This window comes from Kiloniella sp., assembly GCF_965205715.1.
GTDB lineage: Bacteria > Pseudomonadota > Alphaproteobacteria > Kiloniellales > Kiloniellaceae > Kiloniella.
This window is the reverse complement of record NZ_CBDBHW010000014.1, coordinates 2,083,394-2,103,686: the sequence shown is the minus strand read 5'-3', so window position 1 is coordinate 2,103,686 and position 20,293 is coordinate 2,083,394. Positions and strand designations below refer to the sequence as shown.

General features: G+C 46.0%; 22 protein-coding genes and 1 pseudogene. 7 read left to right on the top strand and 16 right to left on the bottom strand.

Going from position 1 to position 20,293, the window contains the following annotated elements; genetic code table 11:
* Positions 1-2: 2 nt before the first annotated feature.
* A complete protein-coding gene (locus ACOGW3_RS27195; RefSeq protein ID WP_419905789.1) occupies positions 3-473 on the bottom strand; it encodes an OsmC family protein in 471 nt (156 codons plus the stop codon).
* Positions 474-579: 106 nt separating this feature from the next.
* Between ACOGW3_RS27195 and ACOGW3_RS27190 the strand changes: the two genes are divergently transcribed.
* The gene (locus ACOGW3_RS27190; protein WP_419905788.1) at positions 580-1,452 is read left to right on the top strand and encodes a LysR family transcriptional regulator; all 873 of its coding nucleotides are present in this window, start codon (positions 580-582) and stop codon (positions 1,450-1,452) included.
* 4 nt (positions 1,453-1,456) lie between these two features.
* Here the strand turns inward: ACOGW3_RS27190 and ACOGW3_RS27185 are convergent, their stop codons facing one another.
* From ACOGW3_RS27185 to ACOGW3_RS27150, 8 genes and pseudogenes are all read right to left on the bottom strand, one after another.
* Positions 1,457-2,491, bottom strand: a complete 1,035-nt coding sequence (locus tag ACOGW3_RS27185) for a bestrophin family protein (protein ID WP_419905787.1) — start codon at positions 2,489-2,491, stop codon at positions 1,457-1,459.
* A 72-nt stretch (positions 2,492-2,563) separates the two neighbouring features.
* Positions 2,564-3,229, bottom strand: a complete 666-nt coding sequence (locus ACOGW3_RS27180) for an ABC-type transport auxiliary lipoprotein family protein (RefSeq protein WP_419905786.1) — start codon at positions 3,227-3,229, stop codon at positions 2,564-2,566.
* Between the two features lie 42 nt (positions 3,230-3,271).
* The gene (locus ACOGW3_RS27175; protein ID WP_419905785.1) at positions 3,272-4,306 is read right to left on the bottom strand and encodes an MlaD family protein; all 1,035 of its coding nucleotides are present in this window, start codon (positions 4,304-4,306) and stop codon (positions 3,272-3,274) included.
* Between the two features lie 64 nt (positions 4,307-4,370).
* Positions 4,371-5,153: an ABC transporter ATP-binding protein gene (locus ACOGW3_RS27170; RefSeq protein ID WP_419905784.1), complete on the bottom strand. Its 783-nt coding sequence runs from the start codon at positions 5,151-5,153 to the stop codon at positions 4,371-4,373.
* Between the two features lies 1 nt (position 5,154).
* A pseudogene (locus ACOGW3_RS27165) lies at positions 5,155-5,658 on the bottom strand (MlaE family ABC transporter permease); the annotation flags it as partial.
* Between the two features lie 86 nt (positions 5,659-5,744).
* Positions 5,745-6,557 (bottom strand): IS21-like element helper ATPase IstB, encoded by an 813-nt coding sequence (gene istB, locus ACOGW3_RS27160; protein WP_419901088.1) that lies wholly within the window; start codon positions 6,555-6,557, stop codon positions 5,745-5,747.
* Positions 6,554-7,600 (bottom strand): Mu transposase domain-containing protein, encoded by a 1,047-nt coding sequence (locus ACOGW3_RS27155; RefSeq protein WP_419904170.1) that lies wholly within the window; start codon positions 7,598-7,600, stop codon positions 6,554-6,556. The genes istB and ACOGW3_RS27155 overlap by 4 nt, the downstream gene beginning before the upstream one ends.
* Positions 7,601-7,662: 62 nt before the next feature.
* On the bottom strand, positions 7,663-8,895 hold the full coding sequence (locus ACOGW3_RS27150) for an ISL3 family transposase (RefSeq protein WP_419901301.1): 1,233 nt from the start codon (positions 8,893-8,895) through the stop codon (positions 7,663-7,665).
* On the opposite strand from ACOGW3_RS27150, the gene ACOGW3_RS27145 reads away from it, so the two are divergent.
* Complete coding sequence (locus tag ACOGW3_RS27145; protein ID WP_419905783.1) at positions 8,882-9,016, top strand: hypothetical protein; 135 nt, start codon at positions 8,882-8,884, stop codon at positions 9,014-9,016. The two genes, ACOGW3_RS27150 and ACOGW3_RS27145, sit on opposite strands and share 14 nt — an antisense overlap.
* A 6-nt stretch (positions 9,017-9,022) precedes the next feature.
* Here the strand turns inward: ACOGW3_RS27145 and ACOGW3_RS27140 are convergent, their stop codons facing one another.
* Entirely contained in the window at positions 9,023-10,255 is a 1,233-nt protein-coding gene (locus ACOGW3_RS27140; RefSeq protein ID WP_419901077.1) for an ISL3 family transposase, read from the bottom strand.
* Between ACOGW3_RS27140 and ACOGW3_RS27135 the strand changes: the two genes are divergently transcribed.
* The gene (locus ACOGW3_RS27135) at positions 10,242-10,370 is read left to right on the top strand and encodes a hypothetical protein (protein ID WP_419905782.1); all 129 of its coding nucleotides are present in this window, start codon (positions 10,242-10,244) and stop codon (positions 10,368-10,370) included. The two genes, ACOGW3_RS27140 and ACOGW3_RS27135, sit on opposite strands and share 14 nt — an antisense overlap.
* Here ACOGW3_RS27135 and ACOGW3_RS27130 read toward each other — a convergent pair.
* From ACOGW3_RS27130 to ACOGW3_RS27120, 3 genes are all read right to left on the bottom strand, one after another.
* Entirely contained in the window at positions 10,330-10,785 is a 456-nt protein-coding gene (locus ACOGW3_RS27130; protein WP_419905781.1) for a hypothetical protein, read from the bottom strand. The two genes, ACOGW3_RS27135 and ACOGW3_RS27130, sit on opposite strands and share 41 nt — an antisense overlap.
* A gap of 123 nt (positions 10,786-10,908) precedes the next feature.
* Positions 10,909-11,586 (bottom strand): ABC transporter permease, encoded by a 678-nt coding sequence (locus tag ACOGW3_RS27125; protein ID WP_419905780.1) that lies wholly within the window; start codon positions 11,584-11,586, stop codon positions 10,909-10,911.
* An 84-nt stretch (positions 11,587-11,670) separates the two neighbouring features.
* Positions 11,671-12,240, bottom strand: a complete 570-nt coding sequence (locus ACOGW3_RS27120) for a hypothetical protein (RefSeq protein ID WP_419905779.1) — start codon at positions 12,238-12,240, stop codon at positions 11,671-11,673.
* Between the two features lie 272 nt (positions 12,241-12,512).
* On the opposite strand from ACOGW3_RS27120, the gene ACOGW3_RS27115 reads away from it, so the two are divergent.
* On the top strand, positions 12,513-13,235 hold the full coding sequence (locus tag ACOGW3_RS27115; protein WP_419905778.1) for a substrate-binding periplasmic protein: 723 nt from the start codon (positions 12,513-12,515) through the stop codon (positions 13,233-13,235).
* A gap of 56 nt (positions 13,236-13,291) precedes the next feature.
* On the opposite strand, the gene ACOGW3_RS27110 is transcribed toward ACOGW3_RS27115, so the two are convergent.
* Entirely contained in the window at positions 13,292-14,467 is a 1,176-nt protein-coding gene (locus ACOGW3_RS27110; protein WP_419905777.1) for a TauD/TfdA family dioxygenase, read from the bottom strand.
* Positions 14,468-14,642: 175 nt separating this feature from the next.
* Positions 14,643-14,765: a hypothetical protein gene (locus ACOGW3_RS27105; RefSeq protein ID WP_419905776.1), complete on the bottom strand. Its 123-nt coding sequence runs from the start codon at positions 14,763-14,765 to the stop codon at positions 14,643-14,645.
* Between ACOGW3_RS27105 and ACOGW3_RS27100 the strand changes: the two genes are divergently transcribed.
* Positions 14,752-15,984, top strand: coding sequence for an ISL3 family transposase (locus ACOGW3_RS27100; protein WP_419901077.1), 1,233 nt, complete (start codon positions 14,752-14,754; stop codon positions 15,982-15,984). The two genes, ACOGW3_RS27105 and ACOGW3_RS27100, sit on opposite strands and share 14 nt — an antisense overlap.
* Before the next feature lie 110 nt (positions 15,985-16,094).
* The gene (locus tag ACOGW3_RS27095) at positions 16,095-17,249 is read left to right on the top strand and encodes an aminotransferase (RefSeq protein WP_419905775.1); all 1,155 of its coding nucleotides are present in this window, start codon (positions 16,095-16,097) and stop codon (positions 17,247-17,249) included.
* A 26-nt stretch (positions 17,250-17,275) separates the two neighbouring features.
* Here ACOGW3_RS27095 and ACOGW3_RS27090 read toward each other — a convergent pair whose 3' ends face one another.
* Complete coding sequence (locus tag ACOGW3_RS27090) at positions 17,276-18,775, bottom strand: PLP-dependent aminotransferase family protein (protein WP_419905774.1); 1,500 nt, start codon at positions 18,773-18,775, stop codon at positions 17,276-17,278.
* Positions 18,776-19,077: 302 nt separating this feature from the next.
* Here ACOGW3_RS27090 and ACOGW3_RS27085 point away from each other — a divergent pair, with 302 nt between their 5' ends.
* Positions 19,078-20,151, top strand: a complete 1,074-nt coding sequence (locus ACOGW3_RS27085; protein ID WP_419905773.1) for an extracellular solute-binding protein — start codon at positions 19,078-19,080, stop codon at positions 20,149-20,151.
* The last annotated feature ends 142 nt before the right edge of the window (positions 20,152-20,293 follow it).

The following is a 20,293-nucleotide window of genomic DNA, read 5'->3' as shown; positions in this document are numbered from 1 at the left end:
TTCTAGTTCGTTTTGATCGTGGGTACGTGTCCGATGGGGAAATTCATCGACCGGGTGACAAAGCACATTTTATTGGCTTCATGATGCAACTCTTCTGCTTTTTCGACATTTGATCCTGCGGTGATCGTGACCTGAGGATTTAGAGTGGCCGAGGTGAATTGTCCGCTACCATCCGGGTTCATCACCATAGTTGCAACTGCTGGATCGCTATAGTCCGTCACCACGATTTTATTTACCGAACACAGGTGAAGATACCATAGCATATGGCACGAGGAGATAGATGCGAGCAGCATGTCTTCTGGATTGTGTCGAGATGCATCCCCTCTAAAGGCTGGGTCTGAGGACCCGGCGAGGGTTGGCTTACCCTCAATTGTGATATCGTATTGGCGATCATAATCTTTGTAATTACTTGTGCCTGTGCCCTTATTCCCGGTCCATGTTAACAATGATTTATACTGATGTTCTTGAGCCACAAAATATCTCCTGCCTGTGGAATTCTCTGTTGGGTCACATAATAGAAAAGAAAATATAAGAAGAAAAATGTTTGTTTTTGTAGGTAATTCATACAAAAATGAATAGATGAGTGATTGGGATGATTATCGTTATTTCCAAGCCGTGGTTAAGACCGGCGGGTTATCTGCGGCAGCGAGAGAGTTAAATGTAAGCCAGCCAACGGTTGGAAGACGCATTGCAGGTATAGAAGCACGCCTGGGGCAGGACCTACTTGAACGCGACGGTAAACACGTGCGCTTAACCGACTATGGAAAACTTCTGGCAAAGCGTATTGAGCCTCTCGTGGAAACAGCGTTCCGTCTAGAGAAAGAACTCGAGAATTTTGGAAAAATCCAGCATCCCCCCGTGCGTATCACGAGTACTGATGGCCTCGCTCTCTATTGGCTTCCCGAGATGTTGGGGAAGTTCCATGAAGTAGAGCCCGATATCAAGTTTCTTCTCTTACCGGGAAATCAACTCGAAGACGTGAGCAAAAGAGAGGCTGATATTGCCTTTCGTGTCAAAGGTGATCCTGTTCAGGGGTTAACTGAAGAAAAATTTCTCGAGTTTGAAAACTCCTTATGGGCCTCAAGCCGATATCTGGAAAAAAATGGCGCGCCTCAAAGTGAAGCAGATCTGAATTCCCACAAGTTGGTTGCGTTTAATGAAAACTATATGGCGATGCCGCATATGGTGCTTTTTGGTGCCGGTGACCTATCACAAAATATCGTATTTCGCTCTGACAACGTGCCAGCCCAAGCCCGAGCTGTTCAAGCGGGGCTAGGAATTGGTATTTTGCCTGATTATCTGGCGGAGCAGAATCGGTTACAAAAAATCCCTTGGGATGGATTAATAACGGCAACACAGTTTTCTATATTAGCCCATCCAACAGCACTTCATCGTGAAGAGATCAATAAAGTTTGGACTTACTTCTTAAATATGAAAGTCGAGCTGGGTTAATTCTTCACGATAAATTATATTTCTCAGGCAAAACTTGTGCGGGTAAGTCAGTTTCGTTGAGAGCTTCAAAAAGATTTATCTCGATGGTTCTGGACATACTGCTAAGGGCGAGATCGTGTGGGGATGTTCCAAAGGGCCCTTCGAGTTCTTCGCCGAGTGCATCAAGGCCGAAAAAAGTATAGGCGATAACTGCTGTTACGATTGGGGTAAGTACATCTAAAGTGGCCACGAGACCTAGGGGCAGTGTGAAACAATAAATATAAGCTGTTCTGTGCAATAGAAGGCTGTAAGCAAAAGGGAGTGGCGTGTTGTGAATGCGTTCACAAGCTGCGAGTACCGCAGCCATAGATGTTACTCTTTCCTCCAGATTGCGGGCTGATATCTCCCCGATAAGATTATCACGTAAAGCGGTTCCAATTTCATCTCCAAGTAACTTGAGAATGAAGTTCGGTGTATGCTGAACTCTCTTCAGGCTTTCCTTGTCTTCTTCAGTTAGAAATTGACCTATATCCTCTTGGCAATCGGTATCGCGTAAATGGTGTCTAAGGGCATGTGTGAACGCAATCGCTAAAAGAATAATCCGACGTTGACACTGTTTGGCAGGACTAGGAGTTGATTTCGAGTGACTTGTTTGGATAGCACTTATGTGACTGTCGTTAATATAGGTTTGGGCCTGTCGTGCGATCGATCGGGTATCGATGATGAGCTGCCCCCATTGTTTCCTTGCTTCCCACCAACGTTCATAAGAAGCCCGATTTCTAAATCCGAGAAATATCGACAGTGTTACGCCAAGAAGGATAAAGGGTGTTACTGTCAAATCGGGGATCGATTGAGGAAAGTACTCAGTTCCTAATAATATGAAAACAGCAACCAAAGCCGAGACGAGTATCTGTGGTGCAATTACCGGTACGACAGAGCCCTGAACAACAAAGAATAGTTTAAAGGCATTGGGCTTTCTTCTGATAATCATGGCGTCTTTAATCTCTGCGTTGGGGGTAGATTGAAGAGCCAAAATTGCTTGTAAGTTATCTGGGTGCAAATCGTAAATTCAGCATAAGAAATCGTGAATTACGAACAGCACCAGAAGGGTTTTTTATTTACGAATTAAAGGTTATTTTTTGTTATAGAGCGGGTTAGCGGTTGAGATAGTCCATTCAACCAGCTTTTTGGTGACCTTGCCCAAGCCGATATCAAAGGCGGCGACCACGGCATCGAGCTGATCAGATCGGGCGGGGACTTTTGCCTCAAAACTGTGCGACCCAATGATCGTCCGTCGGGGCATTTGCACGATCTTGGCATTGATGACAACGCGAACAGTTGGTGTTTCATCGAAATAGAGGGTTTGAAATTCTCGAAGTTCAGTTTTGAGAATGAAATCAGATCTCAAGCCAATGGTTTCGCGTCCAACCGCAACAATTTTCCCTGTGTTCTCGAAGGATTCAACCAATAGGGTTTGTACCATAATCGGTGCTTTGTCGACCCATCCAGCATTGGCATAATACTCCATCTGGTTGGCTTCACGTTGCAAGGCGATCTTTGTTGTATTCAAGCTGGCGTTGGCACCGGTTTGCTCGAGAACCAGTTGCCAGGGAACTGTTGGCAACCTTGGGTCGAAGGTACTCTTGGGTGAACGGCGGTAAAGATCGGGAAGGGGCCCCTGACCTGGAATTAAGTTCGTGCATGATGTTGTAATGCCAACGAGAGGTAACAAGGCTGCAAGTTTTAGGAAATTGCGTCTGTTTTTCTTGTTGGTATCGGTGTTTCGCATGTCGATCATTCTACTCACTTAATTCTGAAAGATTATCTCTATATAACTTTTTTATTGTGTGGTCTCATACCCTTTTTGCTGGTTCCCGAAGAAGAACCGAGCTGGGTCTCGTTCAATTTCACCTGCGATCAATTGAAGATCTTTAACCAAGGTACGGGTTTCAGAAAGCAAGCTGGAAAATTCATAGAGACCGGTTGAGGTGAAATCTTGAAGAGGTTCACGGTTTTCACGAATGAGGGCTTCTACCTGATCACTGGTTTTTGCAAAACTTCGCGCTGTCTGTTGGAAGTCTTTAACCAATACTTTAATTTCGGGCGTGCTTTCGCTGACGAGTTTATTCATGGAAGTTGCTGCAGCATCCAGGGATCCAACCGCATGTTCTGCTTTTGAGATAATGCCCTTGCTTCCGCTTTGTAAGTCCTGGGTCAATTCCTTCACGGAAACAGAGACATCCTTGATATTACGTGCCGTTATCGCTGTGTCATCAATAAGTGTCGCGATCTGGTTTTCTTTTTCTGCCAGTGCCTTGGTGAGGGCTTCAATATTTTGCAGGGTTTGGGCAACGCTGGCACGATTTTGCTCGTTTAAAAGATCATTGCCCCGGGATACCAGAACGTTGGCATTGGAAACCAGCTCCGGAGCCCCTTTGAGGAGTTCGTCAAGAGCTGACGTTTTTGCTTTGATGACGGGGTGGCCATAAGGGCCTTTTTCCGTTAAGGGGGCAGAAGCCACATTCCCGAGGGTCAGTTGGATAGACTTTACGCCCGTAATACCTTCGAGCTGAAGGGTTGCTGTGGTATCTATTTTTACAGGCGTGTCTTCGCCAACCTCGAGTAATATGACCACTTCCTCTGAGGGGTTGTCCGGGGAAAGCGCGACATCGATGACCTCGCCAACATTTACACCGTTATAGCGGACCGCACTACCAGACTTAAGACCAGTCACATCCCCGCTATAGATAATGTTGTAGTGGGCGAACTCACGGTCCGCCTGAAATTTGGCCAGCCAGATAACAAAAACCATTGCTCCTAAAGCAAAAGCGATGACAAAGGCCCCTACGATCAAATGGTTGGCTCGGGTTTCCATCATGTTTCCTTATCTGGCGATATCGTCATAGTATACGCGAAATTTATAAGATTAGTTGAAAAGATCATGGGTGAGACCGCGTAGCTGCCCGCCTCCTTGGGCCACCGAAATACTCCTTGATCCAGGGATCAGGTTCTTTCATCAGATTTGTAATCGTCCCGACTTTTATTTTTTTATCCAATAAAACGCCAATTCGATTACAAATGGCATGTAGAGAATCAAGGTCATGGGTGATCATCACGACAGTTAAACCCAAACTTTCCTGTAGGCGAGCGATCAGTTGATCGAACTGAGAAGCCCCAATTGGATCGAGCCCTGCGGTGGGTTCATCAAGAAATAAAATGTCAGGATCAAGGGCGAGGGCTCTGGCAATACCTGCACGTTTTCTCATGCCCCCAGATAGTTCAGAGGGGTACTTGTCTCCGGCCTCAAAGGGGAGACCCGCAAGAGATATCTTTAGCGCAGCAATTTCTCTAACTAGAGTTGAGGGGAGCCTTGTGTGCTCCTTGAGAACCGCTTCAATGTTTTGCGATACGGTGAGAGATGAAAACAGCGCACCGTCTTGAAAAAGAACCCCCATGCGCTGCCGCAGGTTCGTGAGTTCTTTTGGGCTGACATCATCAACATTCTTATCCAAAATTGTAATGTTCCCTGCCGTTTTTTGGTTGAGCCCAACAATGGTGCGCATCAAAACCGATTTACCGGTACCGGATCCACCGACGATCCCAAGGACTTCTCCCTTTCGAATGTCGAGGCTTAATTCATTATGCAGAACGTGATCACCAAACTGATTTCTAATGTCTTTGAGGGAGATAACAATTTCTTTTGTTTTCAGTTCTTTCGGCATTTTAAATATCCAGAACTGAAAAGAGGATTGAGAACAAGGCATCAAGAACGATGACAAAGAAAATTGCTTCCACCACGGATCGTGTGGTTTGCCGTCCTACAGATTCTGCGGATCGACTGACCTGAAGGCCTTCGTGACAGCCTATAAGGGCAATGATAAAGGCAAAGATTGGGGCCTTAAACATGCCGACAAAAAAATCGCCAAGAGACGCTGCATCTTGTAGATGGCGAATATATTGAAATAGAGAGAGATCGAGCGTGATCATCGTCATGGCGGCGCCACCGATCAGCCCCATGATATCGGCGTAAAATGTCAGCAGGGGGAGAACAAGAACCAACCCGAATATCCTCGGCAGAACCAGAACATCAATAGGATCGAGACCAATCGTCCGCATGGCATCGATTTCCTCATTCACCTTCATGGTGCCAATTTGGGCGGTAAAGGCCGATCCTGAACGCCCCGCCACGATGATGGCCGTTAACAGAATTCCCATTTCACGCAGAACGCCAACCGCTGTAGAGCGTCAACCACTTTGTCCGGTTGCGTCAACCACCTTGGCCGCTTTTGATGCGGCTGTGATCTGACGTTTATTTACGATGCTTCAGGCATATTTTTCACCTTTTTGTTTGTGGTTTTCCGCAACATTTTTTTGAGATTTTGGGCGGCTTCCCATTGTCTGTAGCTGTCGATATTCATCTCAAGAATGGTTGAGTGGTGAACAAGACGATCGATTGCTGCAACGGTCATGGCCTTATCTTGAAAAATATTGTCCCATCCGCTAAAAGGTTGATTGGCAGCAATTGCAATACTTCGGTACTCATATCGTCTGGCGATCAATTCAAAGAGCACGGATGTTTCAGATATATCCCTTTGTGCATAGGTAATATCATCGAGAATGATGAGATCAAATTTATCGAGTTTTGCGAGGGCGTTTTCGAGCATAAGTTCACGTCTGGCAGCCTGGAGTTTTTGCACCAGATCACTGGTTTGCGTATAGAGCACACGGTATCCAGCCTCTATAAGAGCATAACCTACGGCGCATAGGAGATGAGTTTTTCCTCCCCCTGAATTTCCAATGGCAATCAGATTTGCTCTTGCGTCAATCCAGTCACCGGCAGACAAGGCTTCGACCTGCGCCTTTTTCACGTTAGGCAGCCGCTTGAAGTTAAAGGTGGCCAGAGTTTTTCCGCCCAGCAGGTTTGATGCGTTGAGATGGCGTTGAATGCGTCGCGTGTCCCTTTCGGCCAATTCATATTCGGCCAAAACGGCAAGGAACCTGGCTGCTGACCAGCCCTCCTTGTCGGATTGGATTGCGATATCTTGCCAGTGTTTGTGAAAGCTGGGTAATCGTAAGTCAGTTAGCATAAGAGGCAGCTTGTGCTGATCCACTTCAATGTTTGTCATGCCCGATCCTCCAACAGAGTATCAAAGACTGATAATGAAGGTTGAACCACGGGAATATCAGGAGGTAAATCCGTGTTCTTTTTTGTGATATTCAGCTTAAGTTTTTTTGCGCAAGGTAGCCTTCCTGCATTGATTTCTCTCGAAATCAGGTGCGCGACTTCGGCCTCACAAGCCTCTTCGTGCGCAAGGAAAAGTATCCCAACCATCTGACGACACGCATCTCTGCGGGACAACTTTTTCTGAAACAATGTCCAGGCCAGGGAGTACTCGGTTCTTGGAAAAATACTGTCACGATAAATAGAATTGGCGAGTGCCTGAGGTTTACGTTTGAGAGCATGAATGACGTGATGATAATTGATAACATGAATGCGGGGGCCTTTGCCGTGCCCCCGCTCACGAGAATGGCTGACGACATGAGTGCTGCCTAGATAGGCTTCTATCCGGTTATCGTAAATATGGACACGCAAGCGTTGACCAATTAGGCGAGAAGGGGCGCTATAAAAAACCTGCTTAACTAAAAAACCACTTGTTTTGGTAACTCTCGACACGACTTCAGTGTAATCTGTTGTTCGCCGAGGAGGTAACGCCTTGAGAGATTTCAACTCTGTTTGGATATCTTGGTCACGATGTTTGTTCCGTCTAGCAATCAGCTCGTCCAAAAATCGCCGATACTCATCCAAAGTGTCAAAGTCATTACTGCCACGCAAAATCAGGGCCTGCTTTATCGCAGTCTTAAGGTGACCGTGGTGAGATTCAATGGCACCGTTCTCGTGTGATTCCCCTCTGTTATTTCGACTGGCCTCCATACCGTAGTGCTCAACAAAAGCAGAATAACGTTTGGTAATGTCCTCCTTTTCCTCAACGCTCAAATTCCGAAAGGCCGCAGACAGGCTGTCGGTCCGGTGGTTTTCAGGAGCGCCCCCCAAGGACCAAAGCGCATTTTGTAAGTTCTCCGCAAGGGCTGTAAAACTCTCACCGCCAAGTACGACCCCAACATGTTCCCATCGGCTATATACCAGAACAAAATGATAGAGCCGATGCACCAAAGGATCTCCTGCAATGGTAATACTTAAGTCGGGGCACTTCTCCGCTTTGTTGAGTAGATTTAGGATTTCAAATAGAGCATAGATTGATTATCTGGAATGGATGATTGTCTAATTTTGAGTTTGAAGTATTCGGTATCCTTGATGCCTCTGGCTCGCTTACGGATCATTCCTATACTGACATTACCAGCCTCTATCCTGGCGCTTGTGAGCTTGTGTTTGGCGTAGTTGCAGATGCCCACACAATGTTTCCGTAGGGATTTCGCGAACTTTTTTAGATAGAGCATCTGTGACTGATCTGCTATCAGGCACCAACGTTCCAGTTGCTCCGCCATCGCCTCAAATGAAGCGGCACTCCACAGCAGCTGAAGCTGTTCTTTCAAGACGTAAAGTGCATTCAGGTTGCTATTGCTCTCCAGCAACCTTTGCAGCTTGTCACTTTGTTTTTCACTCAACTTATCCGCATTTTTGAGCAACAGATAATGTGTCCCTTTCATCAACTCTTTACCACTTGGATCGGCCTTTCTGAACTCAAGTCGACGCTGATTATGGATAGCTTTGCTGTAGTTTTTCATGACGTGGAAACGGTCAAATACTATGTCGGCCAACGGCAAGGACTCTCTGACAGCCTTTTGGTAGGCAGGCCCCATATCCATCGCTACGGCCTTTATTTTGCAGGCTGTATCTGGTTGCAGTTGTTTCAAAAACCTTGAAAAAACCTCGGCAGTTCGGCCTGCTTCAACCCAGATCAGATGACCGCCAACCATATCGTAGACCACCGTCATGTAGTCATGACCTTTCGCCCGGGCAACTTCATCTACACCAATATATTCCAAGACAGTTAGCTCTGCAGGATCAAGCGTAGGGAGAGTTTCAATAAGGTATGCCCTGTCGATATTCTTGACCGTTTCCCATCGTATATCCAAATGTCTGGAAACCGCTTGAATAGACATATGCCGACATAATCCACTGATCAGTCGGCAAAATCGGTGAGTGAAACGGCACCCTTTATCAACAAAATCACACCCCTCAATGCGGCGTTCGCCCTTGTTAATATAAACCTGCGCCAGCTCAATCTCGACCACACAAGGATACCCAAAAAGGGGGATGTCGTTTACTTGTCGGCGGACATGCTGGTTGATGCTTCCCTTCTGGCCTGTAGCAGGGTCTATAGCCCTCCTACGCGCGTCTCGGCTGCAGTGAATGACAATCTTAACACCGCCGTCATCCAGTTTAATTTCATTTACACGTTGCCCTTTGAGGCCTAAAATATGCTGCGAGATGTTGATTGTCATATACCTGCTCTATGTAAAGTTATCAGAAACCATACATATCAACAGGTTACTTGGAGGTCGGCATCTTTTTCTACTCAACAAAGCGGAGAAGAGCCTAGATGGCACTTCTCCGCTTTGTTGAGTAGATTTAGGATTTCAAATAGAGCATAGATTGATTATCTGGAATGGATGATTGTCTAATTTTGAGTTTGAAGTATTCGGTATCCTTGATGCCTCTGGCTCGCTTACGGATCATTCCTATACTGACATTACCAGCCTCTATCCTGGCGCTTGTGAGCTTGTGTTTGGCGTAGTTGCAGATGCCCACACAATGTTTCCGTAGGGATTTCGCGAACTTTTTTAGATAGAGCATCTGTGACTGATCTGCTATCAGGCACCAACGTTCCAGTTGCTCCGCCATCGCCTCAAATGAAGCGGCACTCCACAGCAGCTGAAGCTGTTCTTTCAAGACGTAAAGTGCATTCAGGTTGCTATTGCTCTCCAGCAACCTTTGCAGCTTGTCACTTTGTTTTTCACTCAACTTATCCGCATTTTTGAGCAACAGATAATGTGTCCCTTTCATCAACTCTTTACCACTTGGATCGGCCTTTCTGAACTCAAGTCGACGCTGATTATGGATAGCTTTGCTGTAGTTTTTCATGACGTGGAAACGGTCAAATACTATGTCGGCCAACGGCAAGGACTCTCTGACAGCCTTTTGGTAGGCAGGCCCCATATCCATCGCTACGGCCTTTATTTTGCAGGCTGTATCTGGTTGCAGTTGTTTCAAAAACCTTGAAAAAACCTCGGCAGTTCGGCCTGCTTCAACCCAGATCAGATGACCGCCAACCATATCGTAGACCACCGTCATGTAGTCATGACCTTTCGCCCGGGCAACTTCATCTACACCAATATATTCCAAGCCAGTTAGCTCTGCAGGATCAAGCGTAGGGAGAGTTTCAATAAGGTATGCCCTGTCGATATTCTTGACCGTTTCCCATCGTATATCCAAATGTCTGGAAACCGCTTGAATAGACATATGCCGACATAATCCACTGATCAGTCGGCAAAATCGGTGAGTGAAACGGCACCCTTTATCAACAAAATCACACCCCTCAATGCGGCGTTCGCCCTTGTTAATATAAACCTGCGCCAGCTCAATCTCGACCACACAAGGATACCCAAAAAGGGGGATGTCGTTTACTTGTCGGCGGACATGCTGGTTGATGCTTCCCTTCTGGCCTGTAGCAGGGTCTATAGCCCTCCTACGCGCGTCTCGGCTGCAGTGAATGACAATCTTAACACCGCCGTCATCCAGTTTAATTTCATTTACACGTTGCCCTTTGAGGCCTAAAATATGCTGCGAGATGTTGATTGTCATATACCTGCTCTATGTAAAGTTATCAGAAACCATACATATCAACAGGTTACTTGGCGGTCGGCATCTTTTTCTACTCAACAAAGCGGAGAAGAGCCTAAGTCGGCTGCATCCGTGAAATCTGATTGGCCCATGTAACCCGGCTCAGGTGTTTGCCTGAAAATGATATCCTTTTCAGGGCCATTCAGAGCCCGCCATCCCCGAACTCGGCGCTCTAACGTGCGCTTGACACGGTCATCGGGAAAACGGAGCGGATAGAGGCTCTGTATGTGGCGCAACAAAGTAATGGGTTTGACCGAGTTGTCTTTATCCAAAATGGGAAGGATGTCCTTATCCCAGATATCTTCAAGCGGATCAGAAACTGTTCGCCCTCGCTTTATATTGCGTTGTGACGGTAAAGTCGCATCAACGTCAAATCGGCGGGCCGTGCGTTCGCTAAACCCTGCGCGGGCAGCGGCGGTTCGTTGACCATGAGTTTTTCTATCTGTCATGTAAAGTCTCAGTTGTTCATCTGTGATAAATTTATACGGCAAACAGGTTCCTCCAATTACATCTAGAGGTTCCTAATTTATCAACTCACAGCAGCTTGTAACTAACACCAAATTAAGCCTTGGCCGGTGGATCTGATTATCAAACGGGCACGCCCTTTTTAATGATCAGATCCACCGGCCAAGGTGGTTGTCGCAACCGGCCAAGGTTATTGTCGCTGAACAAACCGCAACCAGGTTTATTGTAAAGATCTGTGCGCCAAAACGCTCTAACTGCCCGGCCCCTTGAAAGGCAAGAACAACGCCGATTAAAAATGAAATAAGGCCAACGATCGGTAACGCATGGATACCGATTTGTTCCATTTGAGAAATCAACGAGGTAATGCGGATTCTTCTTGGATTTAGAATTTGTCGCAAGGTGGCAGTAAGAACCAATCCGAGAAAGCTGATCAACTCATTAAATTTACCACAGATTTCAATGGCGCTTTTACCCGTGTCCGAGAGTAGTTCAACAATACCTCTTACTTCCTTAGCCGGCGGGCAGTCTTTTATCCGGTGTTTTTCTACCGTCGAAATAATCTGGGATACATGGTCAGGTGCATTTGCGAGCGAGCATTTATACCCTGCACGTTCAATAGCAGCCTGCTTTTGCAAGAGAACCAACGCACCATCCGTGTCCATAGTCCCTACTTGAGAAAGGTCAAAGACAACGGGAGTTCCTGGTTGATCACTTATGGCCTCAAGAGGTTTGAGCACGCTCACAAGATCTTGGGTTAGCCACGATCCGGATAACTGGCACTGCGTCCTGTCTTGGTTTTGTGAGACTTTAATTTCTGGAGTGGTCAAGCTTTTGGGAACCGCATCGTTGTTGATTAATCGGTGCAATGTATTTTAAGCGTAAACTCTTGGAAAAGGCTAGTTTTAAGTGGCTTACGATGCTTTTGCTCTCTGAGCTAAGTTTTTAACAGCGTCTTCTCCTTCAAGAAAAGCTGTTGTAACCCGGAGTGCATAGTCGACGTTAGAAAGACGTTTGTTTGATAACGTCTTGTCGTGTCGGCCGGTTCCACCCAAAACATAGTTCTTGATGATGGCAGGAGGCTCAGGCACTTTCCGTTCGTGTTCAGGGAGCTCTACCTCAGCTATGACGAAATATGTTTTGTCTTGGTTTTTGAGGAAATCGACATCCCAGGTTAAACCATCAAGGATAAACTTGAAGCGTATCTTTTGAACGTCCCGTTCTCTGACCGACCAAAGTTTATCAAAGTCTTCTTTTGCAATATCGGTTTCGACTTCGATTACATCGTCTTCAACACGGTGCTTGTAGGTATAGATATAACGAAGAACATTCGTTTGAAGATCGTGCCATTCGCGGATTCTGGATCCTTTGCGAATATAACCCTGTTTGATGCCCGCCCTGAAATGATCAGAGGCTAAGAGTGTTTTTTCCAAGGTTCCGTCCGGATCGTGGAGGGCGAATTTGTACTCGTTTTCTATTGGCATATCTTGCCTATATCCTTAGGGGTGACCGCACTTTATTACCCTTTTCTTGCAGAGCACGCTAGATCAAGAGAGTACTGTAATAATAGTTTCATATTTCTCAATTCTTAATAATTTAACATATTTGGCATTATTTATCTGTTTTTGTGTATTGAAACGGATATCACTTGTGGTGATTATAGGCTTCTGTTCGTGCATTGGTTGAGTGTTGCTGTCCTTTTATGAAATTTTTATTGTACGTTTTTACATTCTTGCTGGTTTTGCCTTTTGAGGTCATGGCAGAGAATAAGTCGCTAAAAGCTGCAGTTCCTCTGGAGAAACCGTGGAGTTTTTATGGTGAGAATGGCGAGCTGCGCGGGCTTGCGGTTTCCTATTTCAGGGTTTTATCTGAAGAATTAGATACCCCCATAACCGTACATGCTGTCCCAGCTAAAAGACTGATACATGGCATCGAAATGGGGTACTACGATTTAACCCTGATGTTTGCAGATCAAGCACAAGATGGAGCCGTCTCAATTGTTGCTCCCGTCTTGAAGTTGGATAAGGTTTTGGTCGGTCTCAAAGGGCTCGACATTAAAAACAGACAGGATATCGAAGGGCTGCGTATGGCTTTTGTACGTGGAGCTTCCAGCGGGAGCTGGATTGACAATAATCAAAGAATCAAAAAAATCACAACATCGAATTACCGCGAGTCCTTGTGGCTTCTCAAGCAAAAGCGTGTTGATGCGATAACGGGATCCTATCCAGTTCTCGAAAATATCTTAACAAAACATGATATGTCTTGGGATGATTTGAACAGGCCTTATCTTTTGAGTTGTCGTTTTGTGTTGTTGATGTTTTCGAACCTTTCCAAACACTATTCCCAATTCAAAGCGGTACAAGTTACGGCATTGAAAATGAAAAAGGGGCAAAAGTGGGAGGCTCTCTTGCGTGAAGTCTCCGAAGTTGCGCCCTCGATGCTTGCTCAGCACAATCACGAAAAGTTCTTAAGTTATTGATAGAAAGTTTAACCCTCTGGAAGAGTATTATTCCCAGAGGGTTTTATAACAACGGACTATCGTGTTGCTGTCGCCTTGCCAAATCGGCGACCTAGAACGCGTAGGCGGCTCTCAAATTCACTACGATCAACATAACAACCACGAAGGTGGCGACCTCCGCTGTGGCTTTCTGATGCTTCGAAAGCATTGCGGCCGTGCATTACTCTTCTATTGTCAAATATACAGAGATCGCCTGCTTTCATTTTTATGGAAATAACAAAGCGTGCATCGTTGATGAGAACCATCAGCTCGCGGAAGGCGCGGTAATAGCGATCCATCATGTCTTCGTCCATATCGAATGTGCTGACAAGGTGTGGGCTGTAGCGAAGTTCGACCAAACGACCGTTTTCATCGACGTTGATGATCGGGTGTCTGGTTTGAATATCAGTTTCACCATCATGATAGCGCATCGGCACCGTAACCGTGCTCAATATTTGAAAAGAACCTGGTGATGTCGCTTTCAACTCTTCAATGATCTTAAAGCCGTCAGCATAGGTTGATTCACCCCCCTTACTATCGTTTATCAGGCAGTGGAGGAATTGATAACCCGGCGGTGTCTCCTGGTTTATAAGGTCGATATGAAGAGGTAATGCTTCTGAAGTGTAGGCATTATTGATCGGATTGGGTTTTGATTTAACATCAAAGACCTTGCCAAAATTGGTTTCGCGCAGGAATGCGATCCGGTTGGCAACATCGATCACGCCTTGATCGGTGCAGGGGACATTGCGAACGTATGAAATACCCCATTTTTTAACAGCATATAACCAATCATGAAGAGCCTGATCATCCTGCATCAAGTCTTCGTATTGGACTTCGTAGAGACTATCCATAATCTCTGTCCCCCAGGGTGTGACAGAGCTTTCTGGGGTAGATTTGAAATCGGCAGAGTAAGCGTTTTCATAAAGCCATTCCAAACGATATACGCTTTTGTGTTCGTGTTCGGACCAGGAAACGTATAACGCTGTTTCATCAAATGCGCTTGAAACGGCATGAATGTCTTCGCTCACAGTGGTGAGGTTAAAAAGACGCTCTTGGGTGGAAGGATGAAAAGCGCTTGGGCAATTGTCGCGAAGCCAAAGATAATGGAAGGTCGCAACCTTTCCATCTGCCCAGGTAATTTTTATGGAACGTTCGTTTTGTTCCAAGGATTGGACTGAAATCCCAAACTGTTGTTTCGTTGCGGGGGAATTCATCTACTTCTCCATATGTATTGTGTTCTTGATGCCCGATGAAGGGGATGTTTTATCAAGGGTGACTATCATGCTTATCTAGGGAGAACTTGGGGGAGATTGTAAAATTGCAAAAGTGATTTTATTTGATGAATTGGTCAATTTTTCTCAGCCAAAAAGAATAACTTCGCAAATTTAATTACAGAATAAATTGGCTCTTCTCCGCTTTGTTGAGTAGAAAAAGATGCCGACCGCCAAGTAACCTGTTGATATGTATGGTTTCTGATAACTTTACATAGAGCAGGTATATGACAATCAACATCTCGCAGCATATTTTAGGCCTCAAAGGGCAACGTGTAAATGAAATTAAACTGGATGACGGCGGTGTTAAGATTGTCATTCACTGCAGCCGAGACGCGCGTAGGAGGGCTATAGACCCTGCTACAGGCCAGAAGGGAAGCATCAACCAGCATGTCCGCCGACAAGTAAACGACATCCCCCTTTTTGGGTATCCTTGTGTGGTCGAGATTGAGCTGGCGCAGGTTTATATTAACAAGGGCGAACGCCGCATTGAGGGGTGTGATTTTGTTGATAAAGGGTGCCGTTTCACTCACCGATTTTGCCGACTGATCAGTGGATTATGTCGGCATATGTCTATTCAAGCGGTTTCCAGACATTTGGATATACGATGGGAAACGGTCAAGAATATCGACAGGGCATACCTTATTGAAACTCTCCCTACGCTTGATCCTGCAGAGCTAACTGGCTTGGAATATATTGGTGTAGATGAAGTTGCCCGGGCGAAAGGTCATGACTACATGACGGTGGTCTACGATATGGTTGGCGGTCATCTGATCTGGGTTGAAGCAGGCCGAACTGCCGAGGTTTTTTCAAGGTTTTTGAAACAACTGCAACCAGATACAGCCTGCAAAATAAAGGCCGTAGCGATGGATATGGGGCCTGCCTACCAAAAGGCTGTCAGAGAGTCCTTGCCGTTGGCCGACATAGTATTTGACCGTTTCCACGTCATGAAAAACTACAGCAAAGCTATCCATAATCAGCGTCGACTTGAGTTCAGAAAGGCCGATCCAAGTGGTAAAGAGTTGATGAAAGGGACGCATTATCTGTTGCTCAAAAATGCGGATAAGTTGAGTGAAAAACAAAGTGACAAGCTGCAAAGGTTGCTGGAGAGCAATAGCAACCTGAATGCACTTTACGTCTTGAAAGAACAGCTTCAGCTGCTGTGGAGTGCCGCTTCATTTGAGGCGATGGCGGAGCAACTGGAACGTTGGTGCCTGATAGCAGATCAGTCACAGATGCTCTATCTAAAAAAGTTCGCGAAATCCCTACGGAAACATTGTGTGGGCATCTGCAACTACGCCAAACACAAGCTCACAAGCGCCAGGATAGAGGCTGGTAATGTCAGTATAGGAATGATCCGTAAGCGAGCCAGAGGCATCAAGGATACCGAATACTTCAAACTCAAAATTAGACAATCATCCATTCCAGATAATCAATCTATGCTCTATTTGAAATCCTAAATCTACTCAACAAAGCGGAGAAGAGCCAATAAATTTTGCTCACTCGTTGCATCAAATCAACCCAGAGTGTTACTATAAATGTGTCTAAACAAGAGCGGGAGAACAACGCCATGAAAGATGCTAATTCTGTTCTGTCATCCTATAGCACGACAGTTTTTGAGGTTATGTCGCAGTTAGCGATGGAACATGATGCAATCAACCTTGGACAAGGTTTTCCCGATGAAGATGGTCCTTTAGAGCTTCGAAAAATAGCAGCCGATGCGTTAATCGATGGGCCCAACCAATACCCGTCCATGATGGGAATTCCAGAGTTGCGTCAGGCAATTGCAGAGCACGATAAACGCTTTTACGGCATTCATCTCGACTGGAAAACAGAAGTCATGGTTACTTCTGGTGCCACGGAAGCGCTTTCCAATTGTCTGCTTGGATTGATTGAGCCGGGCGATGAAGTCGTTGTTTTAGAACCTTTTTACGATTGTTATCTTCCGCTGATAAAAAGAGCCGGTGGAATTCCTGTCGTCGTCAAGATGTCCGCACCGGATTGGAAATTGCCGATTGAGGAGCTAAATGAAGCACTCCATCATGAGACCAAACTGATCCTTATTAACAGCCCTATGAACCCCACAGGTAAGGCATTCCACTGGGACGAACTGGAGGCTTTGGCCGAGCTTTGCCTACGCTACGATGTCTATGCTGTGTGTGATGAGGTTTACGAACATCAACTTTATGACGGACGTAAACACTACCCGCTTATTACCCTGCCTGGGATGAGAGACAGGACTGTTCGGATTGGCTCTGCGGGGAAAAGCTTTGCCCTCACAGGTTGGAAGGTAGGCTATATCTGTGCGGCTCCCGAATTGCTTGCTCCGATTAGCAAGGCGCACCAATTCACTACTTTTACGACGCCCCCAAATTTACAAAAGGCTGTCGCAGCCGGGTTGAGAAAAGACCAAAGTTATTTTGATGGCTTGACGAGCGAGCTTCAGGAAAAGCGTGATTATTTATCCAAAGGCCTTGCAGACATCGGTTTTGAGGTCCTGCATAGCGATGGGACGTTTTTTGTAACGGCGGATATTAGTTCGCTTTACAAAGGGCGTGACGAAGAGTTTTGCCGTTATATTACGACTGAAGCGAAAGTTGCGGCTGTGCCTATTAGCGTTTTTTATGACGCCGAAGGCCCTACCAACCTTGTGCGCTTTTGCTTTAGTAAGCGTATGGAGGTTCTGGAAGAGGCCCTCAGAAGACTCAAAAAGGCATTTTCTTAAAAGGTGAAAGCGAGAGAAACTCTGAACTAGAGGATCTCTCGCAATATTTTAGCCATGCCCCTGACACCCTCGGGTATTTTATCTTCAGGCGTACCAGCGAAACCAATCATTATGCCATTGCGTTGGTAAGGTTTCATACAGTAATAGGCGATATTGTTGACGGCATAACCTGCTGCGCGCAATGTGCCTTCGACCATCTCTGGGTCAGCATGGTCCGGTAACCACGCATTACAGTGGAACCCCTGGTCGACGGCTGACATTTCCACAAGATCCTTCAGGTGTATTTCAGCTGCTTCCAACAAAATCTGTTGGCGTTGATGGTAGATCTTACGCATTTTCCGCATATGAGTGGCAAAGAAACCCTCGTTTATAAAGTCAGCGATGATTTGTTGGGTGAGAAGAGGCGTCGAGCGTTGTAAAATGGTGGAGGCATGGGCAAATGCTTCTACCATTGATTTTGGAACGACCATGTATCCGAGCCTAAGGCCGGGATAGAGGATCTTTGTGAAAGAGCTCACATAGAGAACCCGCCCAGATTTATCTAGCCCCTGTAAAGCCGAAAGGGGCCGGCCAGTATAACGAAATTCACTGTTGTAGTCGTCTTCGAAGATCCAGGTATTGTTTTGCTGAGCCCATTCCAAAAGCTTGATACGACGGGTTAATGGCATGCGTCGACCCAAAGGGTGTTGGCTCGAAGGGGTTACGTAAGCCAGCTTTACAGGTTTATTCCTTTCTTCCTCGGGGCAAAGTGCGGGATTAAAGCCATGCTCGTCGATGGGAATTGGAACCACCTTAGCGCCACTACCCTGGAATACGCATCGCGCTGCCGTATGGCCCGGATCTTCCATCCATACGTTATCCCCCGGATCGATCAATAACTGACTGGCAAGGTTCAGGGCTGTTTGAGTGCCAGAGGTGATAATTATCTGTTCTGGAGAGCAACGGACTGATCTAGAGGCTTTGAGGTAACTTGAGATTGCTTCGCGCAGCGGCATATAACCACCCCGATCGGAATAAGTCAGGTATTCATCTTTTGGTTTACGTTGGTAGCGATTAGTTAGCCGTGAAAAAGTATCGTGCGGAAGAAGTTCATAGGCGGGTTGGCTGGGACGAAAGGTATAGATGCCCTCTGGTTCGTACTCATGGGGGAGGTCTGCATAACCTTGCCCGCGCTTTGATAAGCTTAGATTCGGGTCCTCTTCATCCGATTCAGGATCATCTTCGACAGATGTTTGATAAAATTCCGTCATTTCTGACAGTCTTTGTGTGACATAAGTACCGGAGCCGCGGCGAGTCTCGAGAAAGCCTTCGGATATCATCTGCTCAATTGTATTGATAACGGTTGTTCTTGATACTTCGAGTTCTGTTGCGATTGTTCTACTGGCAGGCAGCTTCGTTCCTGGTGGCAAGTCACCAGAAAGGATAAGTTTTCTAATCCCTATATAGAGTTGTCGATAAAGGGGGCTTTGAGAATTAGGGTCCAGCTTAACCCCTTCTAGTAACGCGCCAGATGCAAATTTCGCCATGTTCTTGAACTTAATTTTAAAGTGGTATGGTTAGGCATCCGATAATGGATCTTAAAGTGATGCCACTATCTGTGTAGTATTTCCAAAATAATAAAGCCGCAAGTAAAACCGCTTAAAAAAGTGGAATTGCAAACAAAGTTCAACGTCACTGTAACACATGCCCTTTAGGTATGCCGTTACATTACAATGATGCCCTTGCCGGGCATCAAACAAGACTTGGAGAGCTATTGTTCGGTGAAAAAAGGGGCAAGGTGTCCCGTGACGCATTCGAACATGCGCATTAAAAAACACGGAGGTTGTTTATGACTACTACGAAAGCTATTTTGGGACTTACCGCAATTGCAGGTGTTGCATTTGCAGGCCAAGCACAGGCAGAAGAACTGAGACTTCTTACATGGGGTGGTTATGCACCTGATTCTGTAATTGAGCAGTTCAAAGCTGAAACTGGCATTGATGTTAAAGTTACTAAATCTAACAACGAAGACATGATTTCCAAGTTGCGTGCCACTGGCGGCGGCGGGTTTGACCTTGCACAGCCAAGCCAGGATCGTATCTCTGCTGCACAGGCTGAGCACCGCATCTACAAATCTATGGATCTTTCACAAATCGACGGCAGCCAGTTCATCGGTTCCATGCTGGAAGCTACCAAAGGCAATACTACATACAAAGGCGACGTTTATGGCGTTCCTCATGTATGGGGTACAAGTGGTCTGGTTCTAAACACTGCAACTGCCAGCAGCGTGAAAGACTATACCGATCTTTGTAATGACGCTGTTGCAGGTAAAGTTTCTTATCGTTTGAAGCGTCCAACACTTATCGGTTTTGCTTTCTCTATGGGCCTCGATCCATTTGCGGCTTATGGCGACAAAGCCAAATACAAAGAAATTATGGGCAAAGTTGAAGAAAAGCTCATTTCTTGTAAACCAAATGTAAAAACCTATTGGGAAGGTGGCGACGCGCTACTGAACCTGGTTCGTTCTGGTGAAGTTGTTGCTGCAATGGCTTGGGACACCGGCGGTTGGAAGCTGAACAATGATAATGCTGATGTGACTTTCGTTGCACCAAAATCTGGTGCTTTGGGTTGGATCGATACTTTTGCTCTTCCAAAGAAAACCAAAAACGAAGCTGGTGCATACAAATGGATCAACTTTGTAATGCGTCCAGAAATCGCGGCTCAGATTACAGCTGCTGCAGGAAACTTCACAGCATCTAAAGGTGCTGACAAATTTGCCGAAGGTAAATTGAAAGCTCAGTTCCAGGATAGCTTCCCACAAGCTGATCTGGACAACATCAAATGGTACCCAACTGTACCACCAGGGCTTGAAACCATCGAAGGTAAAGTTCTAGACCGTGTAAAAGCTGCTTCTTCTAACTAAGTCAGTTTTATACGGTTAAAATATTGGCTTCCCCCGGTCTCGAAGGTGATCGGGGGAAATGCCATCAACTATCCGGTTTCAATATTTCACCGATTTTTGAAACTAGCGTAATAGTACCTGCGTATGCCTGAAGCCAAACGCA

Coding starts and splice junctions, on each gene's coding strand:
- ACOGW3_RS27150 (WP_419901301.1), bottom strand. CDS start 8,895: ATGACAATCAACATCTCGCAGCATATTTTAGGCCTCAAAGGGCAACGT.
- ACOGW3_RS27140 (WP_419901077.1), bottom strand. CDS start 10,255: ATGACAATCAACATCTCGCAGCATATTTTAGGCCTCAAAGGGCAACGT.
- ACOGW3_RS27105 (WP_419905776.1), bottom strand. CDS start 14,765: ATGTTGATTGTCATATACCTGCTCTATGTAAAGTTATCAGAAACCATA.
- ACOGW3_RS27095 (WP_419905775.1), top strand. CDS start 16,095: ATGAAAGATGCTAATTCTGTTCTGTCATCCTATAGCACGACAGTTTTT.
- ACOGW3_RS27090 (WP_419905774.1), bottom strand. CDS start 18,775: ATGGCGAAATTTGCATCTGGCGCGTTACTAGAAGGGGTTAAGCTGGAC.
- ACOGW3_RS27190 (WP_419905788.1), top strand. CDS start 580: ATGAGTGATTGGGATGATTATCGTTATTTCCAAGCCGTGGTTAAGACC.
- ACOGW3_RS27120 (WP_419905779.1), bottom strand. CDS start 12,240: ATGCCAATAGAAAACGAGTACAAATTCGCCCTCCACGATCCGGACGGA.
- ACOGW3_RS27175 (WP_419905785.1), bottom strand. CDS start 4,306: ATGGAAACCCGAGCCAACCATTTGATCGTAGGGGCCTTTGTCATCGCT.
- ACOGW3_RS27100 (WP_419901077.1), top strand. CDS start 14,752: ATGACAATCAACATCTCGCAGCATATTTTAGGCCTCAAAGGGCAACGT.
- ACOGW3_RS27180 (WP_419905786.1), bottom strand. CDS start 3,229: ATGATCGACATGCGAAACACCGATACCAACAAGAAAAACAGACGCAAT.
- ACOGW3_RS27145 (WP_419905783.1), top strand. CDS start 8,882: ATGTTGATTGTCATATACCTGCTCTATGTAAAGTTATCAGAAACCATA.
- ACOGW3_RS27170 (WP_419905784.1), bottom strand. CDS start 5,153: ATGCCGAAAGAACTGAAAACAAAAGAAATTGTTATCTCCCTCAAAGAC.
- ACOGW3_RS27110 (WP_419905777.1), bottom strand. CDS start 14,467: ATGAATTCCCCCGCAACGAAACAACAGTTTGGGATTTCAGTCCAATCC.
- ACOGW3_RS27135 (WP_419905782.1), top strand. CDS start 10,242: ATGTTGATTGTCATATACCTGCTCTATGTAAAGTTATCAGAAACCATA.
- istB (WP_419901088.1), bottom strand. CDS start 6,557: ATGACAAACATTGAAGTGGATCAGCACAAGCTGCCTCTTATGCTAACT.
- ACOGW3_RS27115 (WP_419905778.1), top strand. CDS start 12,513: ATGGCAGAGAATAAGTCGCTAAAAGCTGCAGTTCCTCTGGAGAAACCG.
- ACOGW3_RS27085 (WP_419905773.1), top strand. CDS start 19,078: ATGACTACTACGAAAGCTATTTTGGGACTTACCGCAATTGCAGGTGTT.